This window comes from Sphingosinicella sp. YJ22 (assembly GCF_011320075.1).
GTDB lineage: Bacteria > Pseudomonadota > Alphaproteobacteria > Sphingomonadales > Sphingomonadaceae > Allosphingosinicella.
The window spans coordinates 22,194-47,854 of record NZ_JAANPA010000023.1; the positions used below are offsets into that span (position 1 = coordinate 22,194).

Genomic DNA, 25,661 nt, shown 5'->3' on the forward strand with positions numbered 1-25,661 from the left:
GTGATCCAGGCGATCGTCTTCCTGCCGCTGCTGGCGGCAATCGTCGCGGGCCTCGGCGGCCGCTTCATCGGCAATTTCGCCGCGAAGCTGGTCACCACCGGCGCCCTGTTCGCGTCGATGCTGCTGTCCTGGCCGATCTTCCTCGGCTTCCTCGCCGGCACCGGCCACGCCGAGAGCGTGCCCGTTCTGACCTGGATCAATTCCGGGGACCTGCAGGTCAATTGGTCGCTGTGGGTCGACAGCCTGACCGCGGTGATGCTGGTCGTGGTCACGACCGTCTCGGCGCTCGTCCACCTCTACAGCTGGGGCTATATGGCGGAGGACCCGTCGCAGCCCCGCTTCTTCGCCTATCTGTCGCTGTTCACCTTCGCGATGCTGATGCTGGTGACGGCCGACAACCTCATCCAGATGTTCTTCGGCTGGGAAGGCGTCGGTCTCGCCTCCTATCTTCTGATCGGCTTCTGGTACCACAAGCCGTCGGCCAACGCGGCGGCGATGAAGGCGTTCGTCGTTAACCGAGTCGGCGACTTCGGCTTCATGCTCGGCATGTTCGGCATCTTCCTGGTGTTCGGCACCGTCTCGATCGCCGACATCCTCGGCGCCGCGCCCAGCCAGGTCGGCTCGACGATCGGCTTTCTCGGCTACCGGGTCGATACTCTGACGCTGCTCTGCATCCTCCTGTTCATCGGCGCGATGGGCAAGTCGGCGCAGCTCGGCCTCCACACCTGGCTTCCGGACGCGATGGAAGGCCCGACTCCGGTGTCCGCTTTGATCCACGCCGCGACCATGGTCACTGCTGGGGTCTTCATGGTGTGCCGCATGTCGCCCCTGTTCGAGCAGAGCGACACGGCGCTCGCGGTCGTCACTTTCGTCGGCGCCGCGACCGCTTTGTTCGCGGCGACCGTCGGCACAGTTCAGAATGATATCAAGCGGGTAATCGCCTATTCGACCTGCTCGCAGCTCGGCTACATGTTCTTCGCCGCGGGCGTCGGCGCCTATGGCGCGGCGATGTTCCACCTGTTCACCCACGCCTTCTTCAAGGCTCTGTTGTTCCTTGGCGCGGGCTCGGTCATCCACGCCATGCACCACGAACAGGACATGCGCTTCTACGGCGGCCTCAGGAAGTCGATCCCGCTGACTTTCTGGGCGATGATGATCGGCACCCTGGCGATCACCGGCGTCGGCGTGATCCAGGTCGCGGGCCTGCCGAGCTTCGGCTTCGCCGGCTTCTTCTCCAAGGACGCGATCATCGAGAGCGCCTATGCGAGCGGCGCCGCGGTATCCGGCTTCGCCTTCTTCGTCGGCGTGGTCGCGGCGATGCTGACCAGCTTCTACAGCTGGCGCCTGATGTTCCTCACCTTCTGGGGCAAGCCGCGCTGGGCCGCCTCCGAGCATATCCAGCACGCTGTTCACGGCCATCATGAGACCCCGGATGAGGAGCATGGCGACAGCAGCCATGAGGACCTCCACCCGCCCGAAGGCACGGCCGGCTACCACCCGCACGAAAGCCCGTGGACGATGCTGGTGCCGCTCGCGCTGCTGTCGCTGGGCGCAATCGCGGCGGGCATGGTGTTCCACCACGCCTTCATCGACAGCCACGAAGGCGAGCATTTCTGGCACGGCGCCATCGCGTTCGACACGCACCTGATGCATGCCATCCACGAAGTGCCGTTGTGGGTGAAGCTGTCGCCGGCGATCGCCATGATCATCGGCTTCGCCTTCGCCTTCTACGCCTATATCCGGCGGCCGAGCTTCGCGGCGGCGGCGGCGGATCATTTGCGCGTCCTCTACACCTTCTTCTACAACAAGTGGTATTTCGACGAACTCTACGACCGCATGCTCGTGCGCCCGTCGCTGTGGTTCGGCCGCCTGTTCTGGAAGCGAGGCGACGAGGGCACGATCGACCGCTTCGGGCCGAACGGCATCGCCGCTCTCGTCACCGCCGGCACGCGCGTCACGGCGCGGCTGCAGTCCGGCTATGTCTACACCTACGCCTTCTGGATGCTGCTCGGCATCACCGGCCTCGTCACCTGGATCTTTGCGCGGTGAACCAGCTCGATTTCCCTATCCTGTCGCTGATGCTGGCGATCCCGACGATCGCCGCGGTTGCCTGCCTGTTCGTCAGCGCGTCGGCGGCCCGCGCGATCGCGCTCGGCGCCACGCTCGTCGACCTCGCGCTCGGCATCCTGCTGTGGGCGACCTACGATGTCGGCGGCGCCCAGTGGCAGTTCGTCGAGCATGTCGACCTGTTCGGCCGTTTCGCCTGGGCGCTCGGCATCGACGGCATCGCGCTGATGCTGATCATGCTCAGCGTGTTCCTGATGCCGATCTGCATCCTCGCGAGCGCCGCTATCAAGGACCGAGTCCAGGAATATATGACCTGGTTCCTGATCACCGAGGTGCTGATGCTCGGCGTGTTCATGGCGCAGGACATCTTCCTCTTCTACATCTTCTTCGAGGCCGGCCTCATCCCGATGTACCTGATCATCGGCATCTGGGGCGGCGCCAACCGCATCTACGCGGCCTACAAGTTCTTCCTCTACACGCTGCTCGGATCGGTGCTGATGCTGATCGCGATGCTGTGGATGGTGAACTATGCCGGTTCCACCAGCATCCCGGTCCTCTTGAACACCGACTTCCCGGCGGAAGCGCAGACCTGGCTGTTCCTCGCCTTCCTCGCCAGCTTCGCGGTCAAGCTGCCGATGTGGCCGGTCCACACCTGGCTTCCCGACGCCCACGTGCAGGCGCCGACCGCCGGTTCGGTGATCCTCGCCGGCGTGCTTCTGAAGCTCGGCGGCTATGGCTTCGTGCGCTTCTCGCTGCCGATGTTCCCGGAGGCCTCGAACCAGCTGTTCTGGCTGATGATGGGCCTCAGCCTCGTCGCCATCGTCTACACCTCGCTTGTCGCTTTGGTGCAGCAGGACATGAAGAAGCTGATCGCCTATTCGTCCGTCGCCCACATGGCGTTCGTGACGATCGGCCTGTTCGCCTTCAACCGGCAGGGCATCGAGGGCGGCCTCATCGTCATGCTGAGCCACGGTTTGGTGTCGGGCGCGCTCTTCCTGTGCGTCGGAGTCGTCTACGACCGCATGCACACCCGCGAGATCGACCGCTACGGCGGCGTCGCCAACAACATGCCGGCCTACGCCGTCCTGTTCATGCTGTTCACCATGGCGTCGATCGGCCTTCCGGGGACCAGCGGCTTCGTCGGCGAGTTCCTCAGCATGCTCGGCGCCTACCAGGCGCACAGCCTGGTCGCCTTCATCGCGGCGACCGGAATCATCCTCGGCGCAGCCTACATGCTGCTACTCTACTGGCGGATCGCCTTCGGCACAGCGCGCACGCCGGAAGCCGCCGCGATGCGCGACCTCAATCCGCGCGAGTTCCTGTTCATGGCCCCGATCGCTGCCGTGGTGCTGTGGATGGGCGTCTATCCCGAGAGCTTCATGGCGCCGATGCGCAAGGACGTCGGCATCCTCGTCGAGCGGATAGCGCGGGCGGCCCCCGCAGGGGACGCCCAGCTTACCGCGGGCACGCCGCGGCCCGCGGCCGATGCCCATGTCGCGCCCGGCGCCGCCGAAGGCCACGACACGCCCGCACCCACCGGCGCTGAGGAGGCGCATTGATGTACCGCGATTTGCTCCTCGTCGCCCCGGAGCTGTTCCTCACCTTGGCCTCGCTTGTCCTGCTGCTGTGGGCGGCATGGGGCGGCGACAAGGCCGCCAAGGCGATCAGCTGGGTTGCCGTCGCGTGCCTCGCGGCCGCCGCCTTCCTGATCCCGGCCGAGACGGGCGCCGACGCCGTCGCCTTCGCCGGCCTCGTCACCAGTGACCTGTTCGCCGGCTTCTCGCGCGTGCTGATCTACGGCGCCGCCGCGGTTGCCTTGCTCGCCGCCGCGGGCTGGTTCGGCCGGGCAGGGGACTATAAGGCCGAATATCCGGTGCTGGTCATCTTCTCGGCGATCGGCATGGGCCTGATGGTCACCGCGAGCGACCTGCTCACCCTCTATGTCGGCCTCGAGATGCAGAGCCTGTCGGCCTACGTCCTCGCGTCCTTCCAGCGCAGCGACGCGCGCTCGGCCGAGGCCGGCCTCAAATATTTCGTGCTCGGCGCGCTCGCCAGCGGCCTGCTCCTCTACGGTATCTCGCTGCTCTACGGCTTCACCGGCTCGACCATGTTCGGCGACATCGCCACCGCCCTCGGCTCGCCGGCCGAGGAGGGCATCGAGATGGGCCGCCTGTTCGGCATCGTCTTCGTGCTCGCCGGCCTCGCCTTCAAGGTCTCGGCCGTGCCGTTCCACATGTGGACCCCGGACGTCTATGAAGGCGCGCCGACGCCGGTCACCGCTTTCTTCGCCTCGGCGCCGAAGGTCGCGGCGATGGCGTTGCTCGTCCGCGTCGCCGTCGAGGCGATGGGTCCCGTAGCCGATGCCTGGCAGCAGATCATCATCTTCATGGCGCTGGCCTCGACCATCCTCGGCGGAGTCGCCGCGATCGGCCAGCGCAACATCAAGCGCCTGCTCGCCTACAGCTCGATCAACAATGTCGGCTTCGCGCTCGTCGGCCTCGCCGCCGGCGGCCAGGCAGGCGCATCGTCGGTGCTGTTTTACATGACGGTCTATATCGTCATGACGCTGGGCTCGTTCCTGGTCGTGCTGCGCATGCGCGATGCCGACGGCGAGCCCGTGGAATCGATCGCCAGCCTGTCTGGCCTGTCGCGCACCCGCCCCGGCCTCGCCGCGGCGATGGCTGTGTTCATGCTGAGCCTTGCCGGCATCCCGCCGCTGTTCGGCTTCTGGCCGAAATTCGTGGTGTTCGAGGCGGCGGTGCGCGCCGACCTGGTGTGGCTCGCGGCCGTCGCCATCGCGACCTCGGTGATCAGCGCCTTCTACTACATCAAGATCGTCAAGATCATGTATTTCGACGAATCCGCGCCCGCCTTTATCAAGGAGCGCGAGCCGATCGGCGCCGCTCTGATCCTGGCCGCCGCGCTGGCGGTGTCGCCGCTCGGCTACCTCGCGATCCCCTATTTGACGCCGCTCACCGACGCCGCGGCCGCCTCTTTGTTCTAGCCCGGGTGCCGATCGAGACCGTCCTCGAGACCGGCTCCACCAATGACGACCTGATCGCGCGCGCCGCCACAGGCGCGCCGGAAGGCCTGTGGCTGCGCGCCGAGGTCCAGACCGGCGGCAAGGGCCGGCAGGGACGGGCGTGGATGTCGCCGCCGGGCAATCTCTACGCCAGCACCCTGGTACGGCGGCGCCCGGGCGACCCGCCGGCGCCAACTTTGGCCTTGGTGTCCGCCGTCGCTTTGCATGAGGCGGCGGCGATCTACACGCCCGCCGTTCGCATCAAATGGCCCAACGACCTGCTCGCCGAAGGCGCCAAGCTCGCCGGAATCCTGCTCGAACGCTCGGGCGAGGCGGTGGTGATCGGGTTCGGAGTCAATCTGGCGCACCACCCGGAGGGGCTGGAGCGCCCCGTGACCAGCCTCCAGCGGCTGACCGGGACCGCGCCCGAGCCCGGGGCCTTCGTCGAGCTGCTCGCGGAGACTTTCGCGCGCTGGCTCGGCCGCTGGCGCGGGGAAGGCGTGGCGCCCGTTCGCCGCGCCTGGCTCGCCGACGCCCATCCTCTCGGTACGGCCCTGTCGACATCGGAGGGCGACGGCCTGTTCGACGGCCTCGACGAGGACGGAGCATTGCGCCTACGCCTGGCTGATGGCAGCTCGCGCACCATCCACGCCGGCGACGTGTTCCTGATTTAGGGCCGTTTCAGCTCGTAATAGACGCTGTCGCACCATTCCTCGCCGAGCAGCCAGGTCCGCTGGGCGCGGTGGGTGAAGGTGAAGCCCAAACGTTCCAGCAGCCGGATCGATGGCGTGTTGCGCGGATCGATGTCGGCCCTCAGCGCCGGCAGGTCGAAACGGCCGAAGATGTGGCCGATCACCGCGGTCATCGCCTCGGTGGCATAGCCTCTGCCCCAATGATCGGGGTGGAGGATGTAGCCGATCTCCGGCAGCTTGTAGCAGCCGCATTTGCCGATCGTCTCGCCATCCAGCTCGACGATGAAGTCGCAGCCCCCGCGCTCGGGCGCGGCGATCATGTCGCCGAGCCATTCGCGGGTCTGGTCGAGGCTCTCGTGCGGCAGCGACGACCAGTAGCGCATCGCCTGGCGGTTGCTGAGGATCCGGTGCATCGCCGTCAGGTCATCCGTCCGCGCCTTGCGCAGCAGCAGCCGTTCGGTGCGGATCGCGTCCATGGGCCCTGCGCTAGCCAAGCCGCCGATGCGTGGCTAGTGACGGCGCATGCTTCTCGCCATCGATGCCGGCAACACGAACCTTGTCTTCGCCCTTGTTGAGGACGGCGTGATCCGCGCTCGCTGGCGCATCGCGACCGACCCCCGGCGCACTGCAGACCAATATGCGGTTTGGCTGCACCAATTGCTCGAGCTCGAGGGCTTCACCAGGGCGGATGTCGATGCGGTGATCATCGGCACGGTGGTGCCGCGCGCTCTCCACAATCTCGAAGTGCTCGCGACAAAATATTTCGGAGTCGAGCCGCTGGTCGCGGGGCAGGGCGAGGCCGACTGGGGCATCGAGCTGGACGTCGTCGAGCCGCGCAGCGTCGGCGCCGACCGCGCCCTCAACGCCATTGCCGCCCACGCCCTGCACGAAGGCGACCTCATCGTCGTCGACTTCGGCACCGCGACCACCTTCGACCTCATCGACTATGACGGCGCCTACAAGGGCGGAATCATCGCCCCCGGTATCAACCTGTCCCTGGACGCGCTGGTCAGCGCCGCCGCCAAGCTGCCGCGCATCGCCATCGAGGCGCCGACCGAGCGCAGCGTCATCGGCCGAACCACCGAGGACCAGATGCATATCGGCATCTTCTGGGGCTATGTCGCGATGATGGAGGGCCTGATCGAACGGATGAAGGCCGAGGTCGGGCGCCCGGTGAAGGTCGTCGCCACCGGCGGACTCGCGGTGCTGTTCGACCAGCACAGCGAGATGTTCGACGTGATCGAGCCGGACCTCACCATCCAGGGCCTTGCGATGCTTCACGCGCGGAGCGTCCAGGCGGACTGAGCCGTTCGGTCATTCCAGCGAAAGCTGGAATCTGTTTTCCTTCACCTGCGTCAGAAAAGTGAAAGAGGGATTCCAGCTTTTGCTGGAATGGCGGTAAGGCGCCCGCATGAAACCCGGCAACGAACTCCTCTTCCTCGCGCTCGGCGGTTCCGGCGAGATCGGCATGAACGTCAATCTCTACGGCACCAAGGGCAAGTGGCTCATGGTCGACCTCGGCATGACCTTCGCCGACCCGGGCTATCCGGGAGTCGAGCTGATCCTTCCGGACCTGTCGTTCATCGAGGAGCGCAAGCAGGACCTGGTCGGAATCGTCCTGACCCATGGCCATGAGGACCATATCGGCGCGATTCCCTATCTCGCCGCCGACCTCGGCGTGCCGCTTTACGCGACGCCGTTCACTGCCGGTCTGATCGCCGAAAAGCTCAAGGAAGAAGGCCTCACCGAAGACGTGAAGGTCAACATCATCGAGATCGGCGGCGACGTCCGAATCGATCCATTCTGCATTCGCTTCGTGCCGCTCGCCCACTCGATCCCCGAGGGCAATGCCCTGATCATCGAGACTCCCTACGGCAAGGTCTTTCACACCGGCGACTGGAAGCTCGACGAGTTCCCGCAGCTCGGCGATCCGGCCGACGCCGCGGCGCTGACCAAGGTCGGCGACGAAGGCATCCTCGCTTTGGTCTGCGATTCGACCAACGTCTTCCAGGAGGAAGCGTCGGGCTCCGAGGAAGGCGTCCGCGCCGATCTCGACCGGGTCATCGGGGAGGCGGAGGGCAGGGTGCTCGTCACCACCTTCGCGTCGAACGCGGCGCGGCTGCGCACCCTTGGCAATGTCGCCAAGGATACCGGGCGGCAGGTTTGCGTCGCCGGCCGTTCGCTCGACCGGATCCTGCGCGTCGCCAAGAGCGTCGGCTATCTGCTCGATTTCCCCGAGACGATCGATTTCGAGACCGCGATGCAGCTGCCGCGCCGCGAGGTGATGATCATCGCCACCGGCGGCCAGGGCGAATACCGCGCCGCGCTCGCCCGAATCGCCTTCGACCAGCACAAATTGAGCCTCACCGAGGGCGACCTCGTCGTCTTCTCCTCCAAGCAGATCCCCGGCAACGAGATCGCCATCGGCCGCATCCAGAACGAGCTCGCGGCCAAGGGCATCAAGATGATCACCGACCGCCAGGCCAACGTCCACGTCTCCGGCCATCCCGGCCGCCCCGAACTCGCCGCGATGTACGGCTGGATCCGGCCCGACATCATCGTCCCGGTCCATGGCGAGCTTCGCCACATGGCCGAGCATGAGCGCTTCGCCCGCGCCCAGGGCGTCCCGCGCGGAATCGTCCAGAAGAATGGCGATGTCGTGCGCCTCGCCCCCGACGGCCCGCGCAAGCTTGGCGAGGAGCGGGTCGGTCGCCTCGTCCTCGACGGCGACGTCATCCTGCCCGCCGACGGCACGACGATGAACGAGCGGCGCAGGATCTCGACCGCGGGGGTGATCGCGGTCGCCGTCCCGCTCGACATCGCTGGCAAGCTCGCCGGCGACGTCCAGATCGCGCTCGAGGGTGTTCCGGTCGAGGAGGATCGCGATGCGTTCCTCGGCGAAGCGGTCGATGCTGCCGAGGAAGCGGTTCGCGGGGCGCGCGGCAATGACGAGGACCGGCTGCACGAAGCGGTGCGCCTCGCGGTGCGCCGTTGCGCAACCGACTGGACCGGCAAGAAGCCCGTGGTTCGGGTCATGATCGTGAGGATGTGAGGCCGTGAAGCTGACCTCGATCCTGGCGATCTACCTCTTGTTCTGGACTCTGTGCCTGTTTCTGGTGATGCCCTGGCACGTCCGCACCGCCGAGGATGTCGGCGAGAAGGTCCAGCCCGGCCACGCCGAGAGCGCCCCTCACCGTTTCCCGGCCGCCAAGATCTTCCTGCGCACCACCTTGCTGTCGGCGCTTCTGTTCGGCTTGTTCTACGCCAATTATTTCGCCGGCTGGCTCACCGTCGACGACCTCGACTGGATGCGCTGACGCTTAGCGCCGAAGCCGCTCGATGGCTTGGGCGAGGGCGACGTAGAGCTTGCCCATGTCGGACGACAGCAGGGTGATGCTGAGCGGATCGCCCTCGCGATCGGCGAGGACCCGGCGCAGCATCGCCTCGAAATCGTGGACGTAGCGGTTCACCTGGTCGCGGAACTCGGGTTCCTCGTCATAGTGACGCGCGATCTCACGGGCTTCGCCGGTCTCGAGCAGGCGCACGGCGCGGCGGGTGAACACGCCGCGCTCGCCTTTCAGATAGTCGCGCCATGCCGTGTCGGTGACTTCGTTCGACAGGATCTTGGTGACGTCGATTGCGGTCGAATTGAGCGATTCGATCAGCAAGGCGACGCTTCGGCCCATGCTGCTCTGGTCCTGCTGCTCGCGCAGCACGCGCTCTTCCTCGATCCGCGCCTCGAGCGCGGCGGCGCTCTCGCCGATCGTCAGGAGCTGACGGGTGAGGCGCTCGGACGCCGTGCGCGCGGCCGCCGTCGCCTGCTGCGACGCGGCCTCAAGCTCGGCGATCTGCTGCTTCACCGCGTCGGTGACCGACTGGTCGACCGCGCCCTTGACCGCGTCCGACAGGGCCGAGGCGCTTTCCGGAATGACCGCGGAGATCGCCTCGCGGGCGTGCTGGGCCGCCGAACGGGCCGCCTCGCGCACCCGCACCAGCGCCTCGACCAGCTCGGGCCCGGTCTCGCGCAGCACCGCTGCCGACGCCTCGTCCGCCTCGCCGGCAGCGACTGCAATGTCCTTCAGCTTCTCCTCGACGCTCGCCGCGCCGGCGGTGCCGGCCATGACCAGATCGTGGAGCAAGGCCTTCTGCCGTTCGATGGCATGCTCGGCCTCAATCAGCCGCTCCAGCGCGCCCTGCGCCGCCGCCTGGGCCTGTGCGACCGGCTCAACCGCGCCGAGCGCGGTGTGCTGGGCCGTCGCCGCCTTGGCCTGGACGTCGTCGAGCGCCGGGGCGAGGTCGTCGCGCATCCGCGCAGCGACCGAGTCCATCGCCGCGCCGACATTGTGCGCCTGGTCGATCATCTCGCCGGCCGCGTCGCGGGAGCGGCCGATCTCGCCGTAGAGCGAGCCGACCAGGCCGCGCAGCGCCTCGACGCTCTCGCTGAGCCGGGCGGACTGCTCGTCGCCGGCGGCGCCGGTCACGCGCAGCCGCTCGTCGAGCTGATCGATTTCGCGGGCGACGCTTGCGAGCAGGGCGCGGACCGATTCGTCCTGGGCGGCCAGCTTCGCTTCGATCGTCTCGACCTGGCCGGTGAGCGTTCCGAGCTGCTCGCCGAGCTGGCGGCTGACCTCGGCGCCGGCATCGGCGAAGCGCGCGCGGCCTTCCTCGATCGACGCCGCCAGGGCCTGCGCCTGGACGTCGAGCGCCGCTCGGGTCGCCTCCACAGCCTCGGTGGTGCGGGCAAGCGCCGCGTCGACTGCTGCGTCGAGCCGCGCCGCGGTGCCTTCGAGCTGCTCGGAGGCGACTCCGGCGCTGCTCTCGATTCGCGAGATGTGCGCGCTCAGCCGCTCGGCCGCGCCGCCCACCGTGGTGTCGGCGTCCTGGGCTCGCGCGGAGATCGCCGACAGCTGCGCCTCCAGCGCGCGGGCTCGCTCGTGGGCGGTGACTCCGGCCTCCTTCAGCGTCTCGCTGAACGTCCGCGCCGCCTGCTCGGCCTGGGGAATGTCGGCGAGCAGCACGCCCATGTCGACGCGCGCCTGAGCCGCGGCCGATTCAAGCGCGGCCGACTTGCGTTCGAGCTCTCCGCTCTCGCGCGCGAGATAATGGGTGACACGGCCGAGCCGGTCAGAGGCTTCCTCGCCGAGCCGCATCAGCCGCGCGCTGCTCTCGGTCAGCTGCGCGCGATTGTCGACCAACCGCTCGGCGATGACGCTAAGCACGCGGTCGAGCGCCTGCGCCTCACCGCGCATGGCGACGACGGCGCGGGTGAATTTCTCGCTCTCCGAGCGGCTGCTGCGCCCGAAGATGAGCCAGGTGAGGCCGATGAGGACCAGTGGAACCGAGGCGGTCGCGATCCAGCCGGCGACGTCGACCAGGGACGGCGCCGTGCCCGCTGTCCGATAAAAGGCGAGGCCGCACAGCCCGAGCCAGCCGACGGCGAGAAACATGAGCAGGCCGGCCAGCAGCGGCTTTCCGCCGCTTTCCGCCTCGGGCTCGGGGGCGCCCAGATCGGGCAGGTCGAAATGCTCTTCCGCCCAGCCGGATTCGCCCGGCTCCTCCCACTCGACGGCTTCGTCCGGATGCGCCACGGCGATCTCTGCCCCTGAACTCATGACCCGTCTTGTATCAGGTTTGGACGCCAACGAAACATCTCCTTAACCAGCCCGGAGTACGGCCTGTCGCATGGCCTATGACCCCGGAGCCCTCACCGCCTCGCTCGCCGCCGCCGTCGGCAACGACCGAGCGCTGATGGACGAATTGCGCGAGGCCTTCCTGGCCAGCGCCGCGCGCCAGCACGATCTGATGGGCCGCTCGCGCTGCGACGCCAATTGGGTGATCGCCGCCTCCCGGCTGAAGAGCGTCGCGGCGAGCTTCAACGCGGTCGGCATGGTCGGCCTCGCCGACGAAGCGCTCGACGGCGCTCCCGGCGACCCGGTGGTGCTGCGCAAGATCGGCGAAGCGCTGGACGCCTTCTCCAAGCAATAGGCCGGGCGGCCCCGTCCCGTCTTCAAAGACCGGGTTTATCCGCTGTTGGCAGGCACCCGCTCGCCACCTAACCTGCCCGCGATGCCCATAGCTGCCTTGTTATCCGCCACCCGCGAAGCGCGCGAGCCCGGCGCTCCGCTCCGCGCCACTTTCTGGCTCGCCGGCCGCACCCTGATCGAGCGCCAGGCGCGGCTTGCCGCGGCGGCGGGGGTGAAGCGCGTCATCATCATGGTCGAGACCGTTCCCGGCGAGCTTGCCGCGGCGATCGAGCGGCTGCGGCGCGAAGGCCTTGACGTCGCCACCGCGCGTAACGCCCGCGAAGCCGCTGCGGCGCTGCCCGGCGGCGGGCGAATGCTCATCATGGCCGATGGCTTCGTCGGCGCGCGCTCGCATATCGAACGCCTCACCGGGGCCGACCGCCCGGCGTTGCTCACCGTCGCCGACCGCGGTTTCGACGAGCGCTACGAGCGGATCGACGGCGACACGCGCTGGGCCGGAATCGCTCTCGTCGACGCCGAACTGCTGCGCGACGCCGCCCTGATGCCCGCCGAGTGGGACGTGGTCTCGACGCTTCTGCGCCGTGCGCTCCAGACCGGGGTGACGCCGCTCGCCATCGCCAGCGAGCGCGAAGCGGCGGAGCTCGCCATCGTCGAGCGGCGCGAGGATTTCGCCGAGCTCCAGCGGCGCATGCTGAGCAGCATCGCCTGGGCCTCGCCCAACTGGGTGTCGCGCTACCTGCTCGCACCGGTCGAGCTGCTCGCGACCCGGGCGATCATGACCAAGGACGTAACGCCGACGATGATCGCCGCCGCGGCGGTGGCGCTGACCGCGCTCTCCGTGATCGCCTTCGCGCTCGACTGGCGCTGGGTCGGCCTCGTGCCTCTGGTCCTCGCCATGCCGCTTGAGGGAATCGCGCTCCGGCTTGCGCGCCTGCGCCTCAAGCGGATCGGCGAGCATGCCTGGTGGCGGGTGCTGCTGCCGGTGCTGGAAGGGGCGGCCCTGCTCGCGCTCGCCTACCGCCTCACCGCGAGCGACGGCTGGGGCATTCTGCTGACCGCGGTCATGGCCATTCTCTTCCTGGTCGCGCTTCGCCGCGAGATCGGCGCCAAGGAGGTGAGGGGAGCGGTCTTTCTCGCCGACCGCCACAGCCTGCTCCTGGCCATGGTCGCCTTCGCGCTCGCCGGCTATTGGGGTGCTGGAATCGTGGTCCTTCTCGCTTATTCCGCCGCCTCCTTCTTCTGGGCGCAGGACCAGGCGCATCGCCGCCAGGATTAGCGCCGAGTTAACTCTGCTGTGGCTAGGGTGGTTGTGATGGCGGAGGCAGGATCGAAACGGCGCGAAAGGAGCGACGCGGCGCGTTTGCTGCTGGCCGCCGCGCGTGAGCGTTTCGCCGTCGCCGCGACCGACCTGCTGCTGCCCGAGCAGGCCCGCCTCAGCGAGTGGCAGCGCCTCACCGCCGCCAACCTTCTGTCCCGCCTCATCCGCTCGATCGAGGACGCCTTGCGCGTGCCGCTCGCCGAGCATTTCGCCGGCCAGGAGACCGTCCACGCCGCCTTGTCGTCCGCCCATGTTCCGATCGTGCTGCCGATCCTCGAGCGCGCCGGCGCCCTGGGCGACAGCGACCTTGGCACCGTCCTCGTCCGCCGGGTCGAGGAGCACCGCTTCTGGAAGGCTTATGGCCAGGGCACCGGCGAGGACCTGCTCTACGCGCTCGTCCGCGACGCCGACGCCGATCTCGCCAGCGAGGCGATGGAGATGGTCATTGCGCGCAGCCGCCGCTTCGACCGCTTCCAGGAGCCGGTGCTCGGCCATGTCGACCTGCCCGCCGAGCTCCAGCACAAGCTCGTCTGGCTCGTCGCCGCGGCGCTGCGCCACTATCTCGTTCAGCAGCACGGCCTGCGCGCGGTCGACGCCGCCGTCGAAGCCGCCGCCAGCGCCTTCGTCGCCCAATATGACGAGGGCGCCGGGCTCGAAGCCGCGGCCGTGCGCCTCAGCCGCCGACTCCACACGCTCGGCCGCCTCGACGGCGCGATCCTGACCCGCGCCTTGAGCGAAGGCATGCTGCCCTTGTTCATCGCCGGCCTCGGCGTCCGCGCCGGGCTCGATCATGCCGCGGCCTGGGAGATCCTCTCCGACCCGCGCGGGCGCGGTCCCGCGCTGCTTCTGCGCGCTGGCACCATCGAGCGCGACGATGCCGCCGCCATCCTGCTCCTGCTCAACAGCCGCGGCCGCCTGTTCTCGGGTGCCGAGGGCGATGCCGCCGCCGAGCAGCTCGAACTCTATGACAGCCTCGACGCCGCCAGCGCCGCCGAGGTGATGCGCCTGTGGCAGGCCGATCCCGCCTATCGCGCCAGCGTCGCCCGTCTGTCGACCCGCGCCTCGGGGAGCGCGCGGACGGCATGACCAACGCGCCCGCCATTGCCGGTACCGTCAACGGACGCCTCGACGCCGACGGGCGCCTGATCGAGGCCGATCCGCCGCTCGCCGCGCTCCACGAACATGCCGGCGGCCGCCCGGGCGGAGTTCTCGCGGTGCCGCAGATCGCCACGCTGGCGCGGCTCGCCCGCCGCCTCGGTATCACCGTCGCTCGCCCCGCCATCGCCGCCGACGGCGAGCGCGACCTCGATCTGTGGGTGCGCGCCGAGCCGCGCGGCAACGAAGTCACGCTCGAGATCAGCGGCTGGACCGCGCGCGCGGCGCAGGCGACCGGCCAGGTCGAGCCCGAGGAACGCGAGGCGGACTTCCTCCGCGCCGGCGCCGACTGGACCTGGGAGACGGACGAGACGCTCGCGCTCACCCAATTGTCGCCGTCCGCGACGACCGCGCTCGGGCGCACCGCGCGCGAGTTGATCGGCCGCCGGATGGTCCACCTGTTCCGCTTCCGCGAGGCGGCCGACGGCACCATCCCGATCCTCATCGCGCTCGCCGAGCACAGCCGATTCGATGGCCAGCTCGCCGAACTCGCCGCCGCCCCGGGCAGCCACTACTTGCTGTCCGGAGTCCCGCTGATCGACGGCATGGGCCGCTTCGCCGGCTTCCGCGGCTCGGCGGTGGTCGTCCATCGTGCCGAGAGCTCGGCCGACGCCGAGCACGACCGGGCAAGCGATGGCGGGGCGTTCGGCGCGCGCCTCGACCAGGCGTTGCGCACGCCGCTCAACCATATCGTCAATGCCGCCGAATTGCTTCGCGCCCAGCATGAAGGGCCGCTGCGCCGCGAATATACCGCTTATGCCACAGACATCGCCTCGGCGGGGCGCCACCTCCTCGCCATGGTCGACGACCTTGTCGACCTGCAGGCGATCGAGCGCGACGACTTCACGCCGGAGATCGAACGGATCGACCTCGCCGACGTCGCTCGCCGCGCCGCAGGCCTGCTGTCGGTGCGCGCGGCCGAGCGCCGGGTCCGCATCGACAAGCCCGGCGACGGCGAGGCGCTGCCCGCGCTCGGCGAGTTCCGCCGGGTCCTCCAGATCATGATGAACCTGTTGGTCAACGCGATCCGCTATTCGCCGGAAGGCTCGATGGTGTGGATCCGCACCGAGCGCGTCGGCCAGATGGTCGCGCTGACCGTCGCCGATCTCGGCAAGGGCATCGCGCCCGAGGACCAGGACCGCGTGTTCGACAAGTTCGAGCGAGTCGACCCGTCGGAGCCCGGCGGCACCGGCCTCGGCCTCTACATTGCCCGCCGCCTCGCCCGCGCGATGGGCGGCGACATCCTGCTCGACAGCGCGCCCGGGCAGGGCGCCCGATTCACACTGACCCTGCCCGCCGCCTGACGCGGCTCCGGCCTAGCGCTGGTTGACCGGCACGTAATCGCGCTGCGCGGCGCCGACATAGAGCTGGCGCGGACGGCCGATCTTCTGGTCGGGGTCCGAGATCATCTCGTTCCACTGCGCGACCCAGCCGACGGTGCGGGCGAGCGCGAAGAGTGCGGTGAACATCGAGGTCGGGAAGCCGATCGCCGACAGGATCACGCCGGAATAGAAGTCGACATTCGGGTAGAGCTTCTTCTCGACGAAATAATCGTCCTTCAAGGCGATCTGCTCGAGCTCGCGTGCGGTGTCGAGCACCGGATCGACGATGCCGAGCTTGTCGAGCACCTCGGTCGCCGCCTTGCTCAGCACCTTCGCGCGCGGGTCGAAATTCTTGTAGACGCGGTGACCGAAGCCCATCAGCCGGAACGGGTCGTTCTTGTCCTTGGCGCGGGCGATATATTCCGGGATTCGTTCGGGACGGCCGATCTCGCGAAGCATGTTCAGCGCGGCCTCGTTGGCGCCGCCATGGGCCGGACCCCACAGGCAGGCGATGCCGGCAGCGATGCACGCGAACGGATTGGCGCCCGACGAGCCGGCGAGGCGAACGGTCGAGGTCGACGCATTCTGCTCATGGTCGGCGTGGAGGATGAAGATCTTGTCCATCGCGCTTTCGATGACGGGATCGACCTCGTAGCGCTCGGCGGGGACGCCGAAGGTCATGCGCAGGAAATTGCCGGTGTAGGACAGCGAGTTGTCCGGATACATGAACGGCTGGCCGAGCGTGTATTTGTAGGCCATCGCGGCGATCGTCGGCATCTTCGCGATGAGCCGGTGCGACGCGATCATGCGCTGCTCGGGATCGGTGATGTCGGTGCTGTCATGATAGAAGGCCGACAGCGCGCCGACCACGCCGCACATCACCGCCATCGGGTGCGCATCGCGGCGGAAGCCGCGGTAGAAGGTTGCCAGCTGCTCGTGAAGCATGGTGTGGCGGGTGATCGTGTTGCTGAACGTGTCGAGCTCGGCGCTGCTCGGCAGCTCGCCGTGGAGGAGCAGGTAGCTCACTTCCATGAAGCTGGATTTCTCGGCGAGCTGGTCGATCGGATAGCCGCGGTGGAGCAGGATCCCCTGGTCGCCGTCGATATAGGTGATCTTCGACTGGCAGCTCGCGGTCGAGGTAAAGCCGGGATCGTAGGTGAAGACGTCGGTGTCGGCGTAGAGCTTGCGGATGTCGACCACTCGGGGTCCCACCGTGCCGGTGCGGACGGTGTAATCGTGGCCGCGGCCGTCGATGATCAGGGTCGCCTTGTCGGCGAGGCTGGGGGCGTCGGCCATGTTCAGTCTTCCTTCTTTGCCTTGTCGGTCAGCCGGGCGAGGCTTTCGTCCCGCCCGAGCAGCGCCAGCACCTCGAAAATACCCGGGGATGTCGATCGGCCCGTCAGGGCGGCGCGCAAGGGCTGCGCAACCTGGCCGAGCTTCACCCCCTTGGCCTCGGCCACATCTCGCACCGCCTGCTCGGTGGTCTGCGCCGTCCAGTCCGACAGCGGTGACAGGCTGTCGATCAGGGCGGCCAGCAGGGTCGGCGCTTCGCCTTCTAGCAAAGCCGCCGCTTTCTCGTCCATGTCAAGCGGCACGCGCTTGAACAGGAAGGCGGCGCCATCGCCCAGTTCCAGGACGCTTTTGGCGCGCGGCTTGAGCTCCGGCATGGCGCGCGCGAGCAGGGCGCGCTCGTCGGCGGACAGCGCGCGGCCGAGCGCCTGCTCGGTGCGCGGCGCCGCGAGTTCGGCAAGCCGCTCGTTGTCGGCCTCGCGGATATAATGGCCGTTCAGATTCTCGAGCTTCTTGGTGTCGAAGCGGGCGGGCGATCGGCCGACATTTTCGAGGCTGAACCATTGCAGTGCCTCGTCGCGGCTGATGATCTCGGCGTCGCCATGGCCCCAGCCGAGGCGTAGTAGATAGTTGGCGACCGCCTCGGGCAGCATGCCGAGTTCGTCGCGATAGGAATCGACGCCGATCGCGCCGTGACGCTTCGACATCTTGGCGCCGTCCTGGCCGTGGATCAGCGGGACATGGGCATAGACCGGCTCCGGCCAGCCCATCGCCTTGATGATGGCGAGCTGGCGGAAGGCGTTGTTGAGATGGTCGTCGCCGCGAATGACGTGAGTGACGCCCATGTCATGGTCGTCGACCACCACCGCGAGCATGTAGGTCGGGCTTCCGTCGGAGCGCAGAAGGACGAAATCGTCGATCTCGCCGTTCTGCACGGCGACGCGGCCCTGGACCTTGTCCTCGATGACCGTCTCACCATCTTGCGGCGCCTTCAGGCGAACGACGAACGGCGCGTCCGGCGCGGGATCGCTGCAGTCGCGCCACTTGCTGCGGGTGCGGAACGGGCGGCGCTCGCGCTGGGCTTCCTCGCGCTGAGCGGCGAGCTCCTCCTGAGTCATGTAGCAGCGATAGGCATGGCCGGAGTCGAGCAGCTGCTGGGCGACCTCGGCGTGGCGCGCCCAGAATTGCGACTGGTAATATTCGTGGCCGTCCCAATCGAGGCCGAGCCAGCGCATGCCGTCGAGGATCGCGTCGATCGCGTCCTGGGTCGATCGCGCCTTGTCGGTGTCCTCGATCCTGAGCACGAAGCGGCCGCCGTGGCGGCGCGCGTAGAGCCAGTTGAACAAGGCGGTGCGGGCGCCGCCGATATGCAGGAAGCCGGTCGGCGAAGGCGCGAAGCGGGTGACCACCTGCGCGCCAGGATTCTGTGGCGTCTGACTTGCGCTCACGCGCGCTATCTCCAAGGATGAGGGCAGGGGCGCCCTCGAAAGTGCGGCGGCCCTAGCATAGCGCGGTGCAGCCACGAAAGGGGTGGAGCGGGGTGTTTGCGGCGCCGATGACCCGCCTGCGCAGGGCAGCGGGCGCGATCGAGGCGCGCCTGGAGGCGGAGCGCGAGCAGCTTCCTTTGTGGGTGCCGGTCGGGCTGATCGCCGGAATCGCCGCCTGGTTCGCGTTGCCTGGCCCGGCGCTCTGGGCCGCCTTCCTCGCGACGACCGGAGCCGCCGCGCTCGCCGCGCTCGTCTTCGCCCGCGGGTCGCGCGCCGCCGCCGCCGTCGCCTGGTTCAGCCTGTTCGTCATGATCGGCTGCGCGCTGATCTGGCTGCGCGCCGAGAGTGTCGCCGCGCCGCGGCTCGAACGGCCCCAGGCGGCGCGCTTCACGGCGACCATCGTCCGCGCCGACCGGCTCGCCGCGCGCGACCAGATGCGCCTGCTGCTCGCGCCCATGGACGCACCGGCGCTGCCGCCGCAGGTCCGCGTCGCGGTCCCGCTCGGCCGCGCACCGGACGGTCTCGTTCCTGGCGCGACGGTGCGCTTGCGGGCCTTTCTGATGCCGCCGCCGCCAATGGCGGTGCCCGGCGCCTACGACTTCGCCCGCACCGCCTGGTTCGCGCGGATCGGCGCCACCGGCCGCCTGCTCGGCGACGTCGAAATGGTGACGCCGCTGGCGCGGACCGGCTGGCAGGCCTGGCTCGCCGGCCTTCGCCAGCGCCTGTCCGCGCACATCCAGGGCCGGCTGCCGGGCAGCGAGGGCGCCATTGCGGCGGCGCTCGCCACCGGCGACCAGGGCGGAGTCGGCATGGAGGATGCCGAGGCGATGCGCGCCTCCGGCCTCGCCCATCTGCTGTCGGTCAGCGGCCTGCACATCACCGCGGTCGTCGGCGGCACCATCCTTCTCGCCTTGCGCCTGCTCGCGCTCAGCCCGTGGCTGGCGCTGCGCGTCAACCTCGTCCTCGCGGCCGCGGCGATCGCGGCGTTGACCGGCATCGCCTATACCCTGCTGACCGGCGCCGAGGTGCCGACCATCCGCTCCTGCATCGCTGCCCTGCTCGTCCTCGCCGGGCTGGCGATGGGCCGCGACGCCATCACCCTGCGCCTCGTCGCGACCGGCGCGATCGTGGTGCTGCTGTTCTGGCCAGAATCGCTGGCCGGGCCCAGCTTCCAGCTGAGCTTCGCCGCGGTCGCCGCGATCGTGGCGCTGCACGAGCATCCCCGAATCAAGGCGCTGCTCGCGCGCCGCGACGAAGGTGCGGGGAGCCGCTTCGGCCGTGCCCTGCTCGCTCTGCTTCTCACCGGCGTCGCGGTGGAGCTTGCCATCGCGCCGATCGCCTTGTTCCACTTCCACCAGGCCGGCCTCTACGGCGCTCTGGCGAACATCGCCGCGATCCCGCTCACCACCTTCGTGATCATGCCGCTCGAAGCATTGGCGCTGCTGCTCGACCTTGTCGGCCTCGGCGCGCCCTTCTGGTGGGCGGCCGGGCAGGGGCTGGGGCTGCTCCTGGCGGTCGCCCACGGCGTCGCCGGGGCGCCGGGGGCGGTCGCGCTGATGCCCGCGATCCCGCCCGCGGCGTTCGCGCTGTTCGTCGCCGGTCTGTTGTGGATCGGACTATGGCGGACCCGTTGGCGCTGGTGGGGCGCGGCTCCCGCCGCGGTGGGCGCTGCCTGGGCGCTGCTCACGCCGCCGCCCGATCTGCTGGTCACCGGCGACGGCCGCCATCTCGCGCTGCGCACGCCGACCGGCGATCTCGCCATCCTGCGCCCGCGGGCCGGAGACTATGTTCGCGACCTGCTCGCCGAACTGTCAGGAAGCGAACCGGATTTCGTCGAGATTGCCGCCGCCCGCGACGGTGCGTGCAGCGATGCCCTGTGCCGATACGAGCTCCGCCGCCACGGCCGCGCCTGGCATATCCTCGCCACCACCAGCCGCGATTTCGTCCGCTGGGACGAGATGATCGCCGCCTGCGCCGCCGCCGACATCGTCGTCAGCGACCGCGCCTTGCCAGCGGCGTGCCGGCCGCGCTGGCTGCGCGCCGACCGCCCCTTCCTCGCCGAGCATGGCGGCCTCGCTTTCACCTTTGGCCGCGGCGCAACCCTCACGACCGTCCGGGATCAGGTCGGCGCCCGCCCATGGCGCGCGACTGCGCGATAGCCGTTCAGGACGCGCTCACCGGTTTCTGCTAAGGCGCCAGGCTCATGGCTATCCTGATCGCTCTCGCGGCTTTTTCGGTCCAGCCTCCGGCGGAGCCCGCGCCGCTTGCGCCGCCGCGCTTCGGCGGGCTGTTCACCGATTGGCGCGACGCCAGCCGGGAATCGCTTGACCATGAGCGCAGCCGCGCCGCTGCGGCCGGTTCACCTGCGCGCACCGCCGCCGAGGCTCGCGCGCTCGGCGACCGTGTCGGCCGCATCGTGGCCGAAGGCGCCTGCGCTGAAGGCGAGCGGATCGCGCGCGAGGCCGGCGATTTCGCCTTGGTTCGCGCCGTCCAGGACCATTGCCGGCGGCTGCCGACGGGCGCGCTGCCCGCCTGGGCCGAACCTCAGTAGCGGCGCAGAAGTCCCGCCAGCCGGCCCTGGATCCTCACCTGGTCGGGCTGGTAGCGCTGCGGGTCATAGTGGCGGTTGGCCGGATCGAGGCGGACCATCTGGCCTTCGCGGCGGAAGGTCTTCAGGGTCGCCTCCTCCTCGTTGATCAGAGCCACCACGATCTCGCCGTCGCGGGCGACGTCGGTCTTGCGCACCAGTGCATAGTCGCCGTCGAGGATGCCGACGTCGACCATCGAATCGCCGGCGACCTCGAGCGCATAATGTTCGCCCGGGCCGAGCAGGGCGGCGGGCACCGGCAGGATGTCCTGCCCCTGCAGCGCTTCGATCGGCGTGCCGGCGGCGATGCGGCCATGAAGGGGGATGTCGAGCACGTCGTTGGCGGCATGCGGCGTCCGCACCGCCGCGCCGCCGTCATTGGCGGGCATGCCCTTCACGCTCGCGTCCGGCATGCGCAGCACTTCGAGCGCCCGCGCCCGGTTGGGCAGCCTGCGGATGAAGCCGCGTTCCTCGAGCGCCGAGATGAGGCGGTGGACGCCGCTCTTCGACTTGAGGTCGAGCGCTTCCTTCATTTCCTCGAAGGACGGCGACACGCCGGTCTCGCCGAGCCGCTGATGGATGAAAAGCAGAAGCTCGTGTTGCTTGCGCGTCAGCATGAAAATGCTCCCCACAGAACGTATGAGGAACGTGTACGGAACGTCCGCGCACCTGTCAAGCAAGCGGTTTCTGCGGCGTAACGGTGTCTTTGCGGGACGTTCCGGCCTGCGCGTGCCGGACGAAATTGGCGAGCAGGGCATGGCCGTGCTCGCTGGCGATGCTCTCCGGGTGGAATTGCACGCCCTCGATCGGAAGCGCGCGGTGGCGGACGCCCTGCACGGTGCCGTCGTCTGCCCGCGCCGTCACCGCGAGGCAGCCGGGCATGTCGTCCTCGCGGATGACCAGCGAGTGGTAGCGCGCAACGGTGAGCGGGGAGGGGAGGCCGGCGAACACGCCGTCGCCGTCATGCGTGACCGGCGACGTCTTGCCATGCATCACCCGCGGCGCGCGCACGATGGTGCCGCCGAACGCCTGGCCGATCGCCTGGTGGCCGAGGCACACGCCGAGCAGCGGCATGGCCGCTTCCGCGCATGCTTTCACCAGCGCCAGGCTGATGCCGCCATCCTCGGGCCGCCCGGGGCCGGGGGAGATCAGGATGCCGTCCGCGCCGCTGGCCATCGCCGCCTCGACCGGAAGCGCGTCGCTACGCTCCACCCGGACCGTAGCCCCCGCCTCGCGCAGGTAATGGACCAGGTTCCAGGTGAAGCTGTCGTGGTTGTCGACGACGAGGATCAGCGGGGATTCCTCACTGCCCGGTGCCGCGCAGCTGCTGGCGAAGCGCGTTGATGCGCTCCTCGTCGCGGCGGATATCGGTGGCTCCCTGGATCGCGCGCGCGAACTGCTCCTGAAGCTCCACCGCGCCGGTCTGGTTGAACTGCTGCTGGACCGAGGCGATCAGAGCCGCGCCCTCGGAAGCGGTCGCCGCGTTGCCCGGGGTGCGCTGCTGGTGGTGGACGATGAGCCAGCCGCTGCCCTCCGGCCCGGCGATCACGCGAGCCCGGCCCTGCGGGATGCTGAACAGGATGGCGAGCGGCGGCGGCACCGCCTGGCCCGCCCGCGCCAGATCGAGGCGGCGGCGGGTGATCGACGTCGTCGCCGGCAGAGCAACGCCGGCCTGGGCATAGGCCTGCGCGGGCGCCATGCCGCTGTTGAGGCGCTGGACGATGGCGTCGGCAGCCTGGCGCGCGCGCTGCAGGGCGGTCTGCTGGATGAGCCGCTGGCGGACCTGGTCGCGGATCTCGGCGAGCGGCGGCGCCGCCGACGGCATCACGTTGACGAGGCCGATGACCGCGACCCGCGCATTGGGCTGGACGACTTCCATCAGCGGGTCGCCGTCAGGCTCCATCTCGAAGGCAGCCTGAAGCACCGCGGCGAGGTCGGCGGGGAACTGGAACGGCTGCCCGTCAGCTCCCCGAACGCCCGGCGCCTGGCCGGTGCGCGCAACCGGCGGCGTCGTCTGCAGAGTGAGGCCCTCGGCGCGCGCGACCTCCTCGAAGCTCTCGCCATTGTCGAGGCGCTCCTGAATGCGCTCCTCGGCGGCAATCAGCGCCTCGGCAAGCTTACGCTGCTCGATCGCCGCGGCGATCTCCGGCCGCACCTCGGCGAGCGCTCGGCCCGGCGTCTGGCTGATCCCGTCGACGCGGACGACCTGGAAGCCGAGCGGCGTGCGGAACGGCCCGACGACGGCGCCTTGCTGGGCGGCGAAGGCGGCATTGGCGACCTCTGCCGAAGAGAGGGTGGTGAACGCCTGCTGGGTCTGCTGCGGGAAATTGATGTCGCCGGCGGCGAAGCCGGCCTGCTGGGCGGCGTCGGCGAAGCTGGTGCCGCCGCGCACCCGCTGCGCGAACTGGCGCGCCGCATTCTCGTCCGGCAGGACGACGCGCTGCAGGTTGCGGGTCTGGCGCGGGCCATATTGCGCCTGGTTCTGCTGATATTGCTGCGCGATCTCCTGGTCGGTCGCGGCCACGCGGTCGCCGAAGCTGTTGCGGTCGAGCAGCGCGTAGCGGATCACCCGCCGCTCGGGGATCGCGAACTGGCGCTGGTTGCGCTGGTAAAATTGGGCGATTTCCTGGTCCGACGGGTTGATGTTGGCGGCGAAGGCGCCGGTCGGGACCTGGCCGAACGCGCCCTGCCGCTGCTCGAGCAGAAGCGACGCGAATTCGGTGGCGACTGCGCGCGGCGCGCGCACCTGGGAGCCGATCGGCGCGAGCATCATGCGCATGATCTCGCCGCCCGCGATGTCGTCGCGCAACTGCTGCTCGGTGATGCCCTGCTGCGACAGCGCCTGGCGGAACAAAGCCTCGTCGAACTGGCCGGCGACGTTCTGGAACGCCGGGAAACCGATGATGGTCCGGTCGATCATCTCGCGCGGCAGGACCAGGCCGTGGCGCTGGGCGAAGTCGGCGATCGCGGCCTGGCCGATCATTCGCTCGAGCAGCGGCTGGAACGCCTGCTCGACGAACTGGCCGCGATCGAGATCGGTCTGCTCGCGGGCCGCCCGGCGATATTCACCGTCGATCATGGCGCTGAGAGCGGTGTCGGTCACGCGCTCGTCACCGACGCGGGCGAGCGTCTGCGCGCCTTGACCGCCGATGCCGCCGAGCCCGCCCATGCCGTCGGTGCCGAAGCCGGTCACGACCATGGCGAGGAGGGCGATGCCGAGGAAGCCCAGCAGGACTCCGTTGCGCAGCTTCTTGCGGAAGGTTTCTTCGGCCATGTTGGAATGCGGTCCGTCTGTTAGAAAGGCATGAGCGGTCGCCCGGGAGTGTTGGCAACCCGGGGCGTCAATAGGAAAGGCGCGGCATCGCCGCAAGCATCGCGCCGCGCGCTTGCGGCCCGCCGCACCTTGGCGGGTTCGCCGGCTCTTGCTAGGCGGCGCGCCATACAGACCAAGGGAGGTTATCGTGCACGTCCGCCGCAAGCTCGTCGCCGGCAATTGGAAGATGAACGGCAGCCTCGATGGCCTCAACGAGGTGATCGCGATCGCCGAGGCGGCGCGCGAGGCGTCCGGCGTCGACGTCGCCATCTGCCCGCCGTTCACCCTGATCGCGCCGGCGGGGATGCGCAGCGCCGGGGGAGTCCGAATCGGCGGCCAGGACGTCCATCATCGCGCCAGCGGCGCCCATACCGGCTGCGTGTCGGCCGCCATGCTCAAGGAAGCCGGCGCGAGCCTCGCCATCGCCGGTCATTCGGAGCGGCGCACCGACCAGCACGAGACCGACGCCGAGGTCCGCGCCAAGGCCGAGGCGGGCCTTGCCGCAGGCCTCGACATGATCGTCTGCGTCGGCGAGAGCGACGCGCAGCGCCGTGCCGGCGATCACAGCGCGGTGGTCGAGCGCCAGCTCGCCGCTTCCCTGCCCGACGACATCGGAGGCGCCGAGCTGGTAGTCGCCTATGAGCCGATCTGGGCGATCGGCACCGGCAACGTCGCGACTCCGGCCGACGTCGCCGAGATGCACGCGGCGATCCGCGCCGCGCTCGTCGCTCGCTATGGCGACGCCGGCCAGCATGTCCGGATCCTCTACGGCGGCTCGGTCAAGGCCGACAATGCCGCCGAATTGTTTGCGGTCGCCGACGTCGATGGCGCCCTCGTCGGCGGCGCCAGCCTCACCGCGGCGCAGTTCGTCCCGATCATCGAGGCGGCTGCGCGCAGCTAGGCCTTCCGCGACGCTTAAGGGCGTGTCCCGGCGAAAGCCGGGATCCATGCAGCAGCGCGGGCAGGGGTGTTGAAGCTTTGGGCGTCATCCACTAAGTCGCCGCGGTGCGCCGTTCCGTCGCGCGACCAGCTTCAGCCTGAAAGACGCCATGTTCCTCTTCCTCCTCATCGTCCAGACCCTGGTCGCGGCCGCCCTCATCGCCGTCATCCTGATGCAGCGCTCGGAAGGCGGCGGCCTTGCCGGCGGCGGCAGCCCGGCGGGCATGATGAGCGCGCGCGGCGCGGCTGACTTCCTGACCCGCGCGACCACCGTCCTCGCGACCCTGTTCGTGGTCCTGTCGATCATTCTCGCCGCGCTCGCCGCGCAGACCGGCAGCCGCACGATCGATCCCGAGGCGCTGAAGACCCAGCGTCCGCCCGCCGGTTCGCCGGCCGAGCAGCAGCCGAGCCCGTTCAGCGGCGCGCCGCAGCCCGCTGGATCGGGAGAGCACACGCCTGAGCTCCAGTCACGCGAAGCGATCCGG

At 69.2% G+C, this 25,661-nt stretch carries 22 protein-coding genes; 15 read left to right on the top strand and 7 right to left on the bottom strand.

Features of this window, described 5'->3' with window-relative positions; genetic code table 11:
- Genes nuoL through G7B71_RS09470 form a run of 4 tightly spaced genes read left to right on the top strand, consistent with a single transcriptional unit; the run spans position 1 to position 5,763 of the window.
- The gene (gene nuoL, locus G7B71_RS09455; RefSeq protein WP_166040220.1) at positions 1–2,049 is read left to right on the top strand and encodes an NADH-quinone oxidoreductase subunit L; all 2,049 of its coding nucleotides are present in this window, start codon (positions 1–3) and stop codon (positions 2,047–2,049) included.
- Positions 2,046–3,626, top strand: coding sequence for an NADH-quinone oxidoreductase subunit M (locus G7B71_RS09460; protein WP_166040222.1), 1,581 nt, complete (start codon positions 2,046–2,048; stop codon positions 3,624–3,626). The genes nuoL and G7B71_RS09460 overlap by 4 nt, the downstream gene beginning before the upstream one ends.
- Positions 3,626–5,071: an NADH-quinone oxidoreductase subunit NuoN gene (nuoN, locus tag G7B71_RS09465; RefSeq protein WP_166040224.1), complete on the top strand. Its 1,446-nt coding sequence runs from the start codon at positions 3,626–3,628 to the stop codon at positions 5,069–5,071. Before G7B71_RS09460 ends, nuoN begins: the two co-directional genes overlap by 1 nt.
- Before the next feature lie 5 nt (positions 5,072–5,076).
- Positions 5,077–5,763 (top strand): biotin--[acetyl-CoA-carboxylase] ligase, encoded by a 687-nt coding sequence (locus tag G7B71_RS09470; RefSeq protein ID WP_166040226.1) that lies wholly within the window; start codon positions 5,077–5,079, stop codon positions 5,761–5,763.
- Here the strand turns inward: G7B71_RS09470 and G7B71_RS09475 are convergent.
- Positions 5,760–6,257 carry a GNAT family N-acetyltransferase gene (locus G7B71_RS09475; protein ID WP_166040229.1) on the bottom strand — a complete coding sequence of 166 codons (498 nt, stop codon included), beginning with the start codon at positions 6,255–6,257 and terminating at the stop codon, positions 5,760–5,762. The two genes, G7B71_RS09470 and G7B71_RS09475, sit on opposite strands and share 4 nt — an antisense overlap.
- Before the next feature lie 46 nt (positions 6,258–6,303).
- On the opposite strand from G7B71_RS09475, the gene G7B71_RS09480 reads away from it, so the two are divergent.
- The 3 genes from G7B71_RS09480 (at position 6,304) to G7B71_RS09490 (ending at position 9,098) form a co-directional block, all read left to right on the top strand.
- The gene (locus G7B71_RS09480; RefSeq protein WP_166040231.1) at positions 6,304–7,086 is read left to right on the top strand and encodes a type III pantothenate kinase; all 783 of its coding nucleotides are present in this window, start codon (positions 6,304–6,306) and stop codon (positions 7,084–7,086) included.
- A 106-nt stretch (positions 7,087–7,192) separates the two neighbouring features.
- Entirely contained in the window at positions 7,193–8,833 is a 1,641-nt protein-coding gene (locus G7B71_RS09485) for a ribonuclease J (RefSeq protein WP_166040233.1), read from the top strand.
- A gap of 4 nt (positions 8,834–8,837) precedes the next feature.
- On the top strand, positions 8,838–9,098 hold the full coding sequence (locus G7B71_RS09490; RefSeq protein ID WP_166040235.1) for a DUF1467 family protein: 261 nt from the start codon (positions 8,838–8,840) through the stop codon (positions 9,096–9,098).
- A gap of 3 nt (positions 9,099–9,101) precedes the next feature.
- Here the strand turns inward: G7B71_RS09490 and G7B71_RS09495 are convergent, their stop codons facing one another.
- Positions 9,102–11,393 (bottom strand): hypothetical protein, encoded by a 2,292-nt coding sequence (locus G7B71_RS09495; RefSeq protein WP_166040237.1) that lies wholly within the window; start codon positions 11,391–11,393, stop codon positions 9,102–9,104.
- A 70-nt stretch (positions 11,394–11,463) separates the two neighbouring features.
- Here G7B71_RS09495 and G7B71_RS09500 point away from each other — a divergent pair, with 70 nt between their 5' ends.
- From G7B71_RS09500 to G7B71_RS09515, 4 genes are all read left to right on the top strand, one after another.
- The gene (locus G7B71_RS09500) at positions 11,464–11,766 is read left to right on the top strand and encodes an Hpt domain-containing protein (RefSeq protein WP_166040239.1); all 303 of its coding nucleotides are present in this window, start codon (positions 11,464–11,466) and stop codon (positions 11,764–11,766) included.
- An 81-nt stretch (positions 11,767–11,847) separates the two neighbouring features.
- Positions 11,848–13,041, top strand: coding sequence for a hypothetical protein (locus tag G7B71_RS09505; protein ID WP_166040241.1), 1,194 nt, complete (start codon positions 11,848–11,850; stop codon positions 13,039–13,041).
- A 36-nt stretch (positions 13,042–13,077) separates the two neighbouring features.
- Complete coding sequence (locus G7B71_RS09510; RefSeq protein WP_166040243.1) at positions 13,078–14,169, top strand: DUF2336 domain-containing protein; 1,092 nt, start codon at positions 13,078–13,080, stop codon at positions 14,167–14,169.
- A complete protein-coding gene (locus tag G7B71_RS09515) occupies positions 14,166–15,542 on the top strand; it encodes a HAMP domain-containing sensor histidine kinase (RefSeq protein ID WP_166040244.1) in 1,377 nt (458 codons plus the stop codon). The genes G7B71_RS09510 and G7B71_RS09515 overlap by 4 nt, the downstream gene beginning before the upstream one ends.
- A gap of 12 nt (positions 15,543–15,554) precedes the next feature.
- Here the strand turns inward: G7B71_RS09515 and G7B71_RS09520 are convergent, their stop codons facing one another.
- Both G7B71_RS09520 and gltX read right to left on the bottom strand, forming a co-directional pair.
- Positions 15,555–16,856 carry a citrate synthase gene (locus tag G7B71_RS09520; protein WP_166040246.1) on the bottom strand — a complete coding sequence of 434 codons (1,302 nt, stop codon included), beginning with the start codon at positions 16,854–16,856 and terminating at the stop codon, positions 15,555–15,557.
- A 2-nt stretch (positions 16,857–16,858) separates the two neighbouring features.
- On the bottom strand, positions 16,859–18,298 hold the full coding sequence (gltX, locus tag G7B71_RS09525) for a glutamate--tRNA ligase (protein WP_166040248.1): 1,440 nt from the start codon (positions 18,296–18,298) through the stop codon (positions 16,859–16,861).
- Positions 18,299–18,405: 107 nt separating this feature from the next.
- On the opposite strand from gltX, the gene G7B71_RS09530 reads away from it, so the two are divergent.
- Both G7B71_RS09530 and G7B71_RS09535 read left to right on the top strand, forming a co-directional pair.
- Positions 18,406–20,496, top strand: coding sequence for a ComEC/Rec2 family competence protein (locus G7B71_RS09530; protein ID WP_166040250.1), 2,091 nt, complete (start codon positions 18,406–18,408; stop codon positions 20,494–20,496).
- 44 nt (positions 20,497–20,540) lie between these two features.
- Complete coding sequence (locus G7B71_RS09535) at positions 20,541–20,888, top strand: hypothetical protein (protein WP_166040252.1); 348 nt, start codon at positions 20,541–20,543, stop codon at positions 20,886–20,888.
- Here the strand turns inward: G7B71_RS09535 and lexA are convergent.
- The 3 genes from lexA to G7B71_RS09550 are packed head-to-tail and all read right to left on the bottom strand — an operon-like array spanning position 20,882 to position 24,198.
- Positions 20,882–21,541, bottom strand: coding sequence for a transcriptional repressor LexA (gene lexA, locus G7B71_RS09540; protein WP_166040254.1), 660 nt, complete (start codon positions 21,539–21,541; stop codon positions 20,882–20,884). The two genes, G7B71_RS09535 and lexA, sit on opposite strands and share 7 nt — an antisense overlap.
- 55 nt (positions 21,542–21,596) lie before the next feature.
- A complete protein-coding gene (locus tag G7B71_RS09545) occupies positions 21,597–22,217 on the bottom strand; it encodes an aminodeoxychorismate/anthranilate synthase component II (RefSeq protein ID WP_166040261.1) in 621 nt (206 codons plus the stop codon).
- A 10-nt stretch (positions 22,218–22,227) separates the two neighbouring features.
- Positions 22,228–24,198, bottom strand: coding sequence for a peptidyl-prolyl cis-trans isomerase (locus G7B71_RS09550; RefSeq protein WP_166040256.1), 1,971 nt, complete (start codon positions 24,196–24,198; stop codon positions 22,228–22,230).
- A 187-nt stretch (positions 24,199–24,385) separates the two neighbouring features.
- Here G7B71_RS09550 and tpiA point away from each other — a divergent pair, with 187 nt between their 5' ends.
- Entirely contained in the window at positions 24,386–25,138 is a 753-nt protein-coding gene (gene tpiA / locus G7B71_RS09555) for a triose-phosphate isomerase (protein WP_166040257.1), read from the top strand.
- Positions 25,139–25,286: 148 nt separating this feature from the next.
- Positions 25,287–25,661: preprotein translocase subunit SecG (secG, locus tag G7B71_RS09560; RefSeq protein ID WP_166040259.1), on the top strand; the 375-nt coding region annotated here is incomplete at its 3' end.

What these genes read in the sequence shown, in the direction of transcription:
- nuoN (WP_166040224.1), top strand. Translation starts at nt 3,626, where the DNA reads ATGTACCGCGATTTGCTCCTCGTCGCCCCGGAGCTGTTCCTCACCTTG.
- G7B71_RS09475 (WP_166040229.1), bottom strand. Translation starts at nt 6,257, where the DNA reads ATGGACGCGATCCGCACCGAACGGCTGCTGCTGCGCAAGGCGCGGACG.
- G7B71_RS09480 (WP_166040231.1), top strand. Translation starts at nt 6,304, where the DNA reads ATGCTTCTCGCCATCGATGCCGGCAACACGAACCTTGTCTTCGCCCTT.
- G7B71_RS09485 (WP_166040233.1), top strand. Translation starts at nt 7,193, where the DNA reads ATGAAACCCGGCAACGAACTCCTCTTCCTCGCGCTCGGCGGTTCCGGC.
- G7B71_RS09495 (WP_166040237.1), bottom strand. Translation starts at nt 11,393, where the DNA reads ATGAGTTCAGGGGCAGAGATCGCCGTGGCGCATCCGGACGAAGCCGTC.
- G7B71_RS09500 (WP_166040239.1), top strand. Translation starts at nt 11,464, where the DNA reads ATGGCCTATGACCCCGGAGCCCTCACCGCCTCGCTCGCCGCCGCCGTC.
- G7B71_RS09505 (WP_166040241.1), top strand. Translation starts at nt 11,848, where the DNA reads ATGCCCATAGCTGCCTTGTTATCCGCCACCCGCGAAGCGCGCGAGCCC.
- G7B71_RS09510 (WP_166040243.1), top strand. Translation starts at nt 13,078, where the DNA reads ATGGCGGAGGCAGGATCGAAACGGCGCGAAAGGAGCGACGCGGCGCGT.
- G7B71_RS09515 (WP_166040244.1), top strand. Translation starts at nt 14,166, where the DNA reads ATGACCAACGCGCCCGCCATTGCCGGTACCGTCAACGGACGCCTCGAC.
- G7B71_RS09520 (WP_166040246.1), bottom strand. Translation starts at nt 16,856, where the DNA reads ATGGCCGACGCCCCCAGCCTCGCCGACAAGGCGACCCTGATCATCGAC.
- G7B71_RS09530 (WP_166040250.1), top strand. Translation starts at nt 18,406, where the DNA reads ATGACCCGCCTGCGCAGGGCAGCGGGCGCGATCGAGGCGCGCCTGGAG.
- G7B71_RS09535 (WP_166040252.1), top strand. Translation starts at nt 20,541, where the DNA reads ATGGCTATCCTGATCGCTCTCGCGGCTTTTTCGGTCCAGCCTCCGGCG.
- lexA (WP_166040254.1), bottom strand. Translation starts at nt 21,541, where the DNA reads ATGCTGACGCGCAAGCAACACGAGCTTCTGCTTTTCATCCATCAGCGG.
- G7B71_RS09550 (WP_166040256.1), bottom strand. Translation starts at nt 24,198, where the DNA reads ATGGCCGAAGAAACCTTCCGCAAGAAGCTGCGCAACGGAGTCCTGCTG.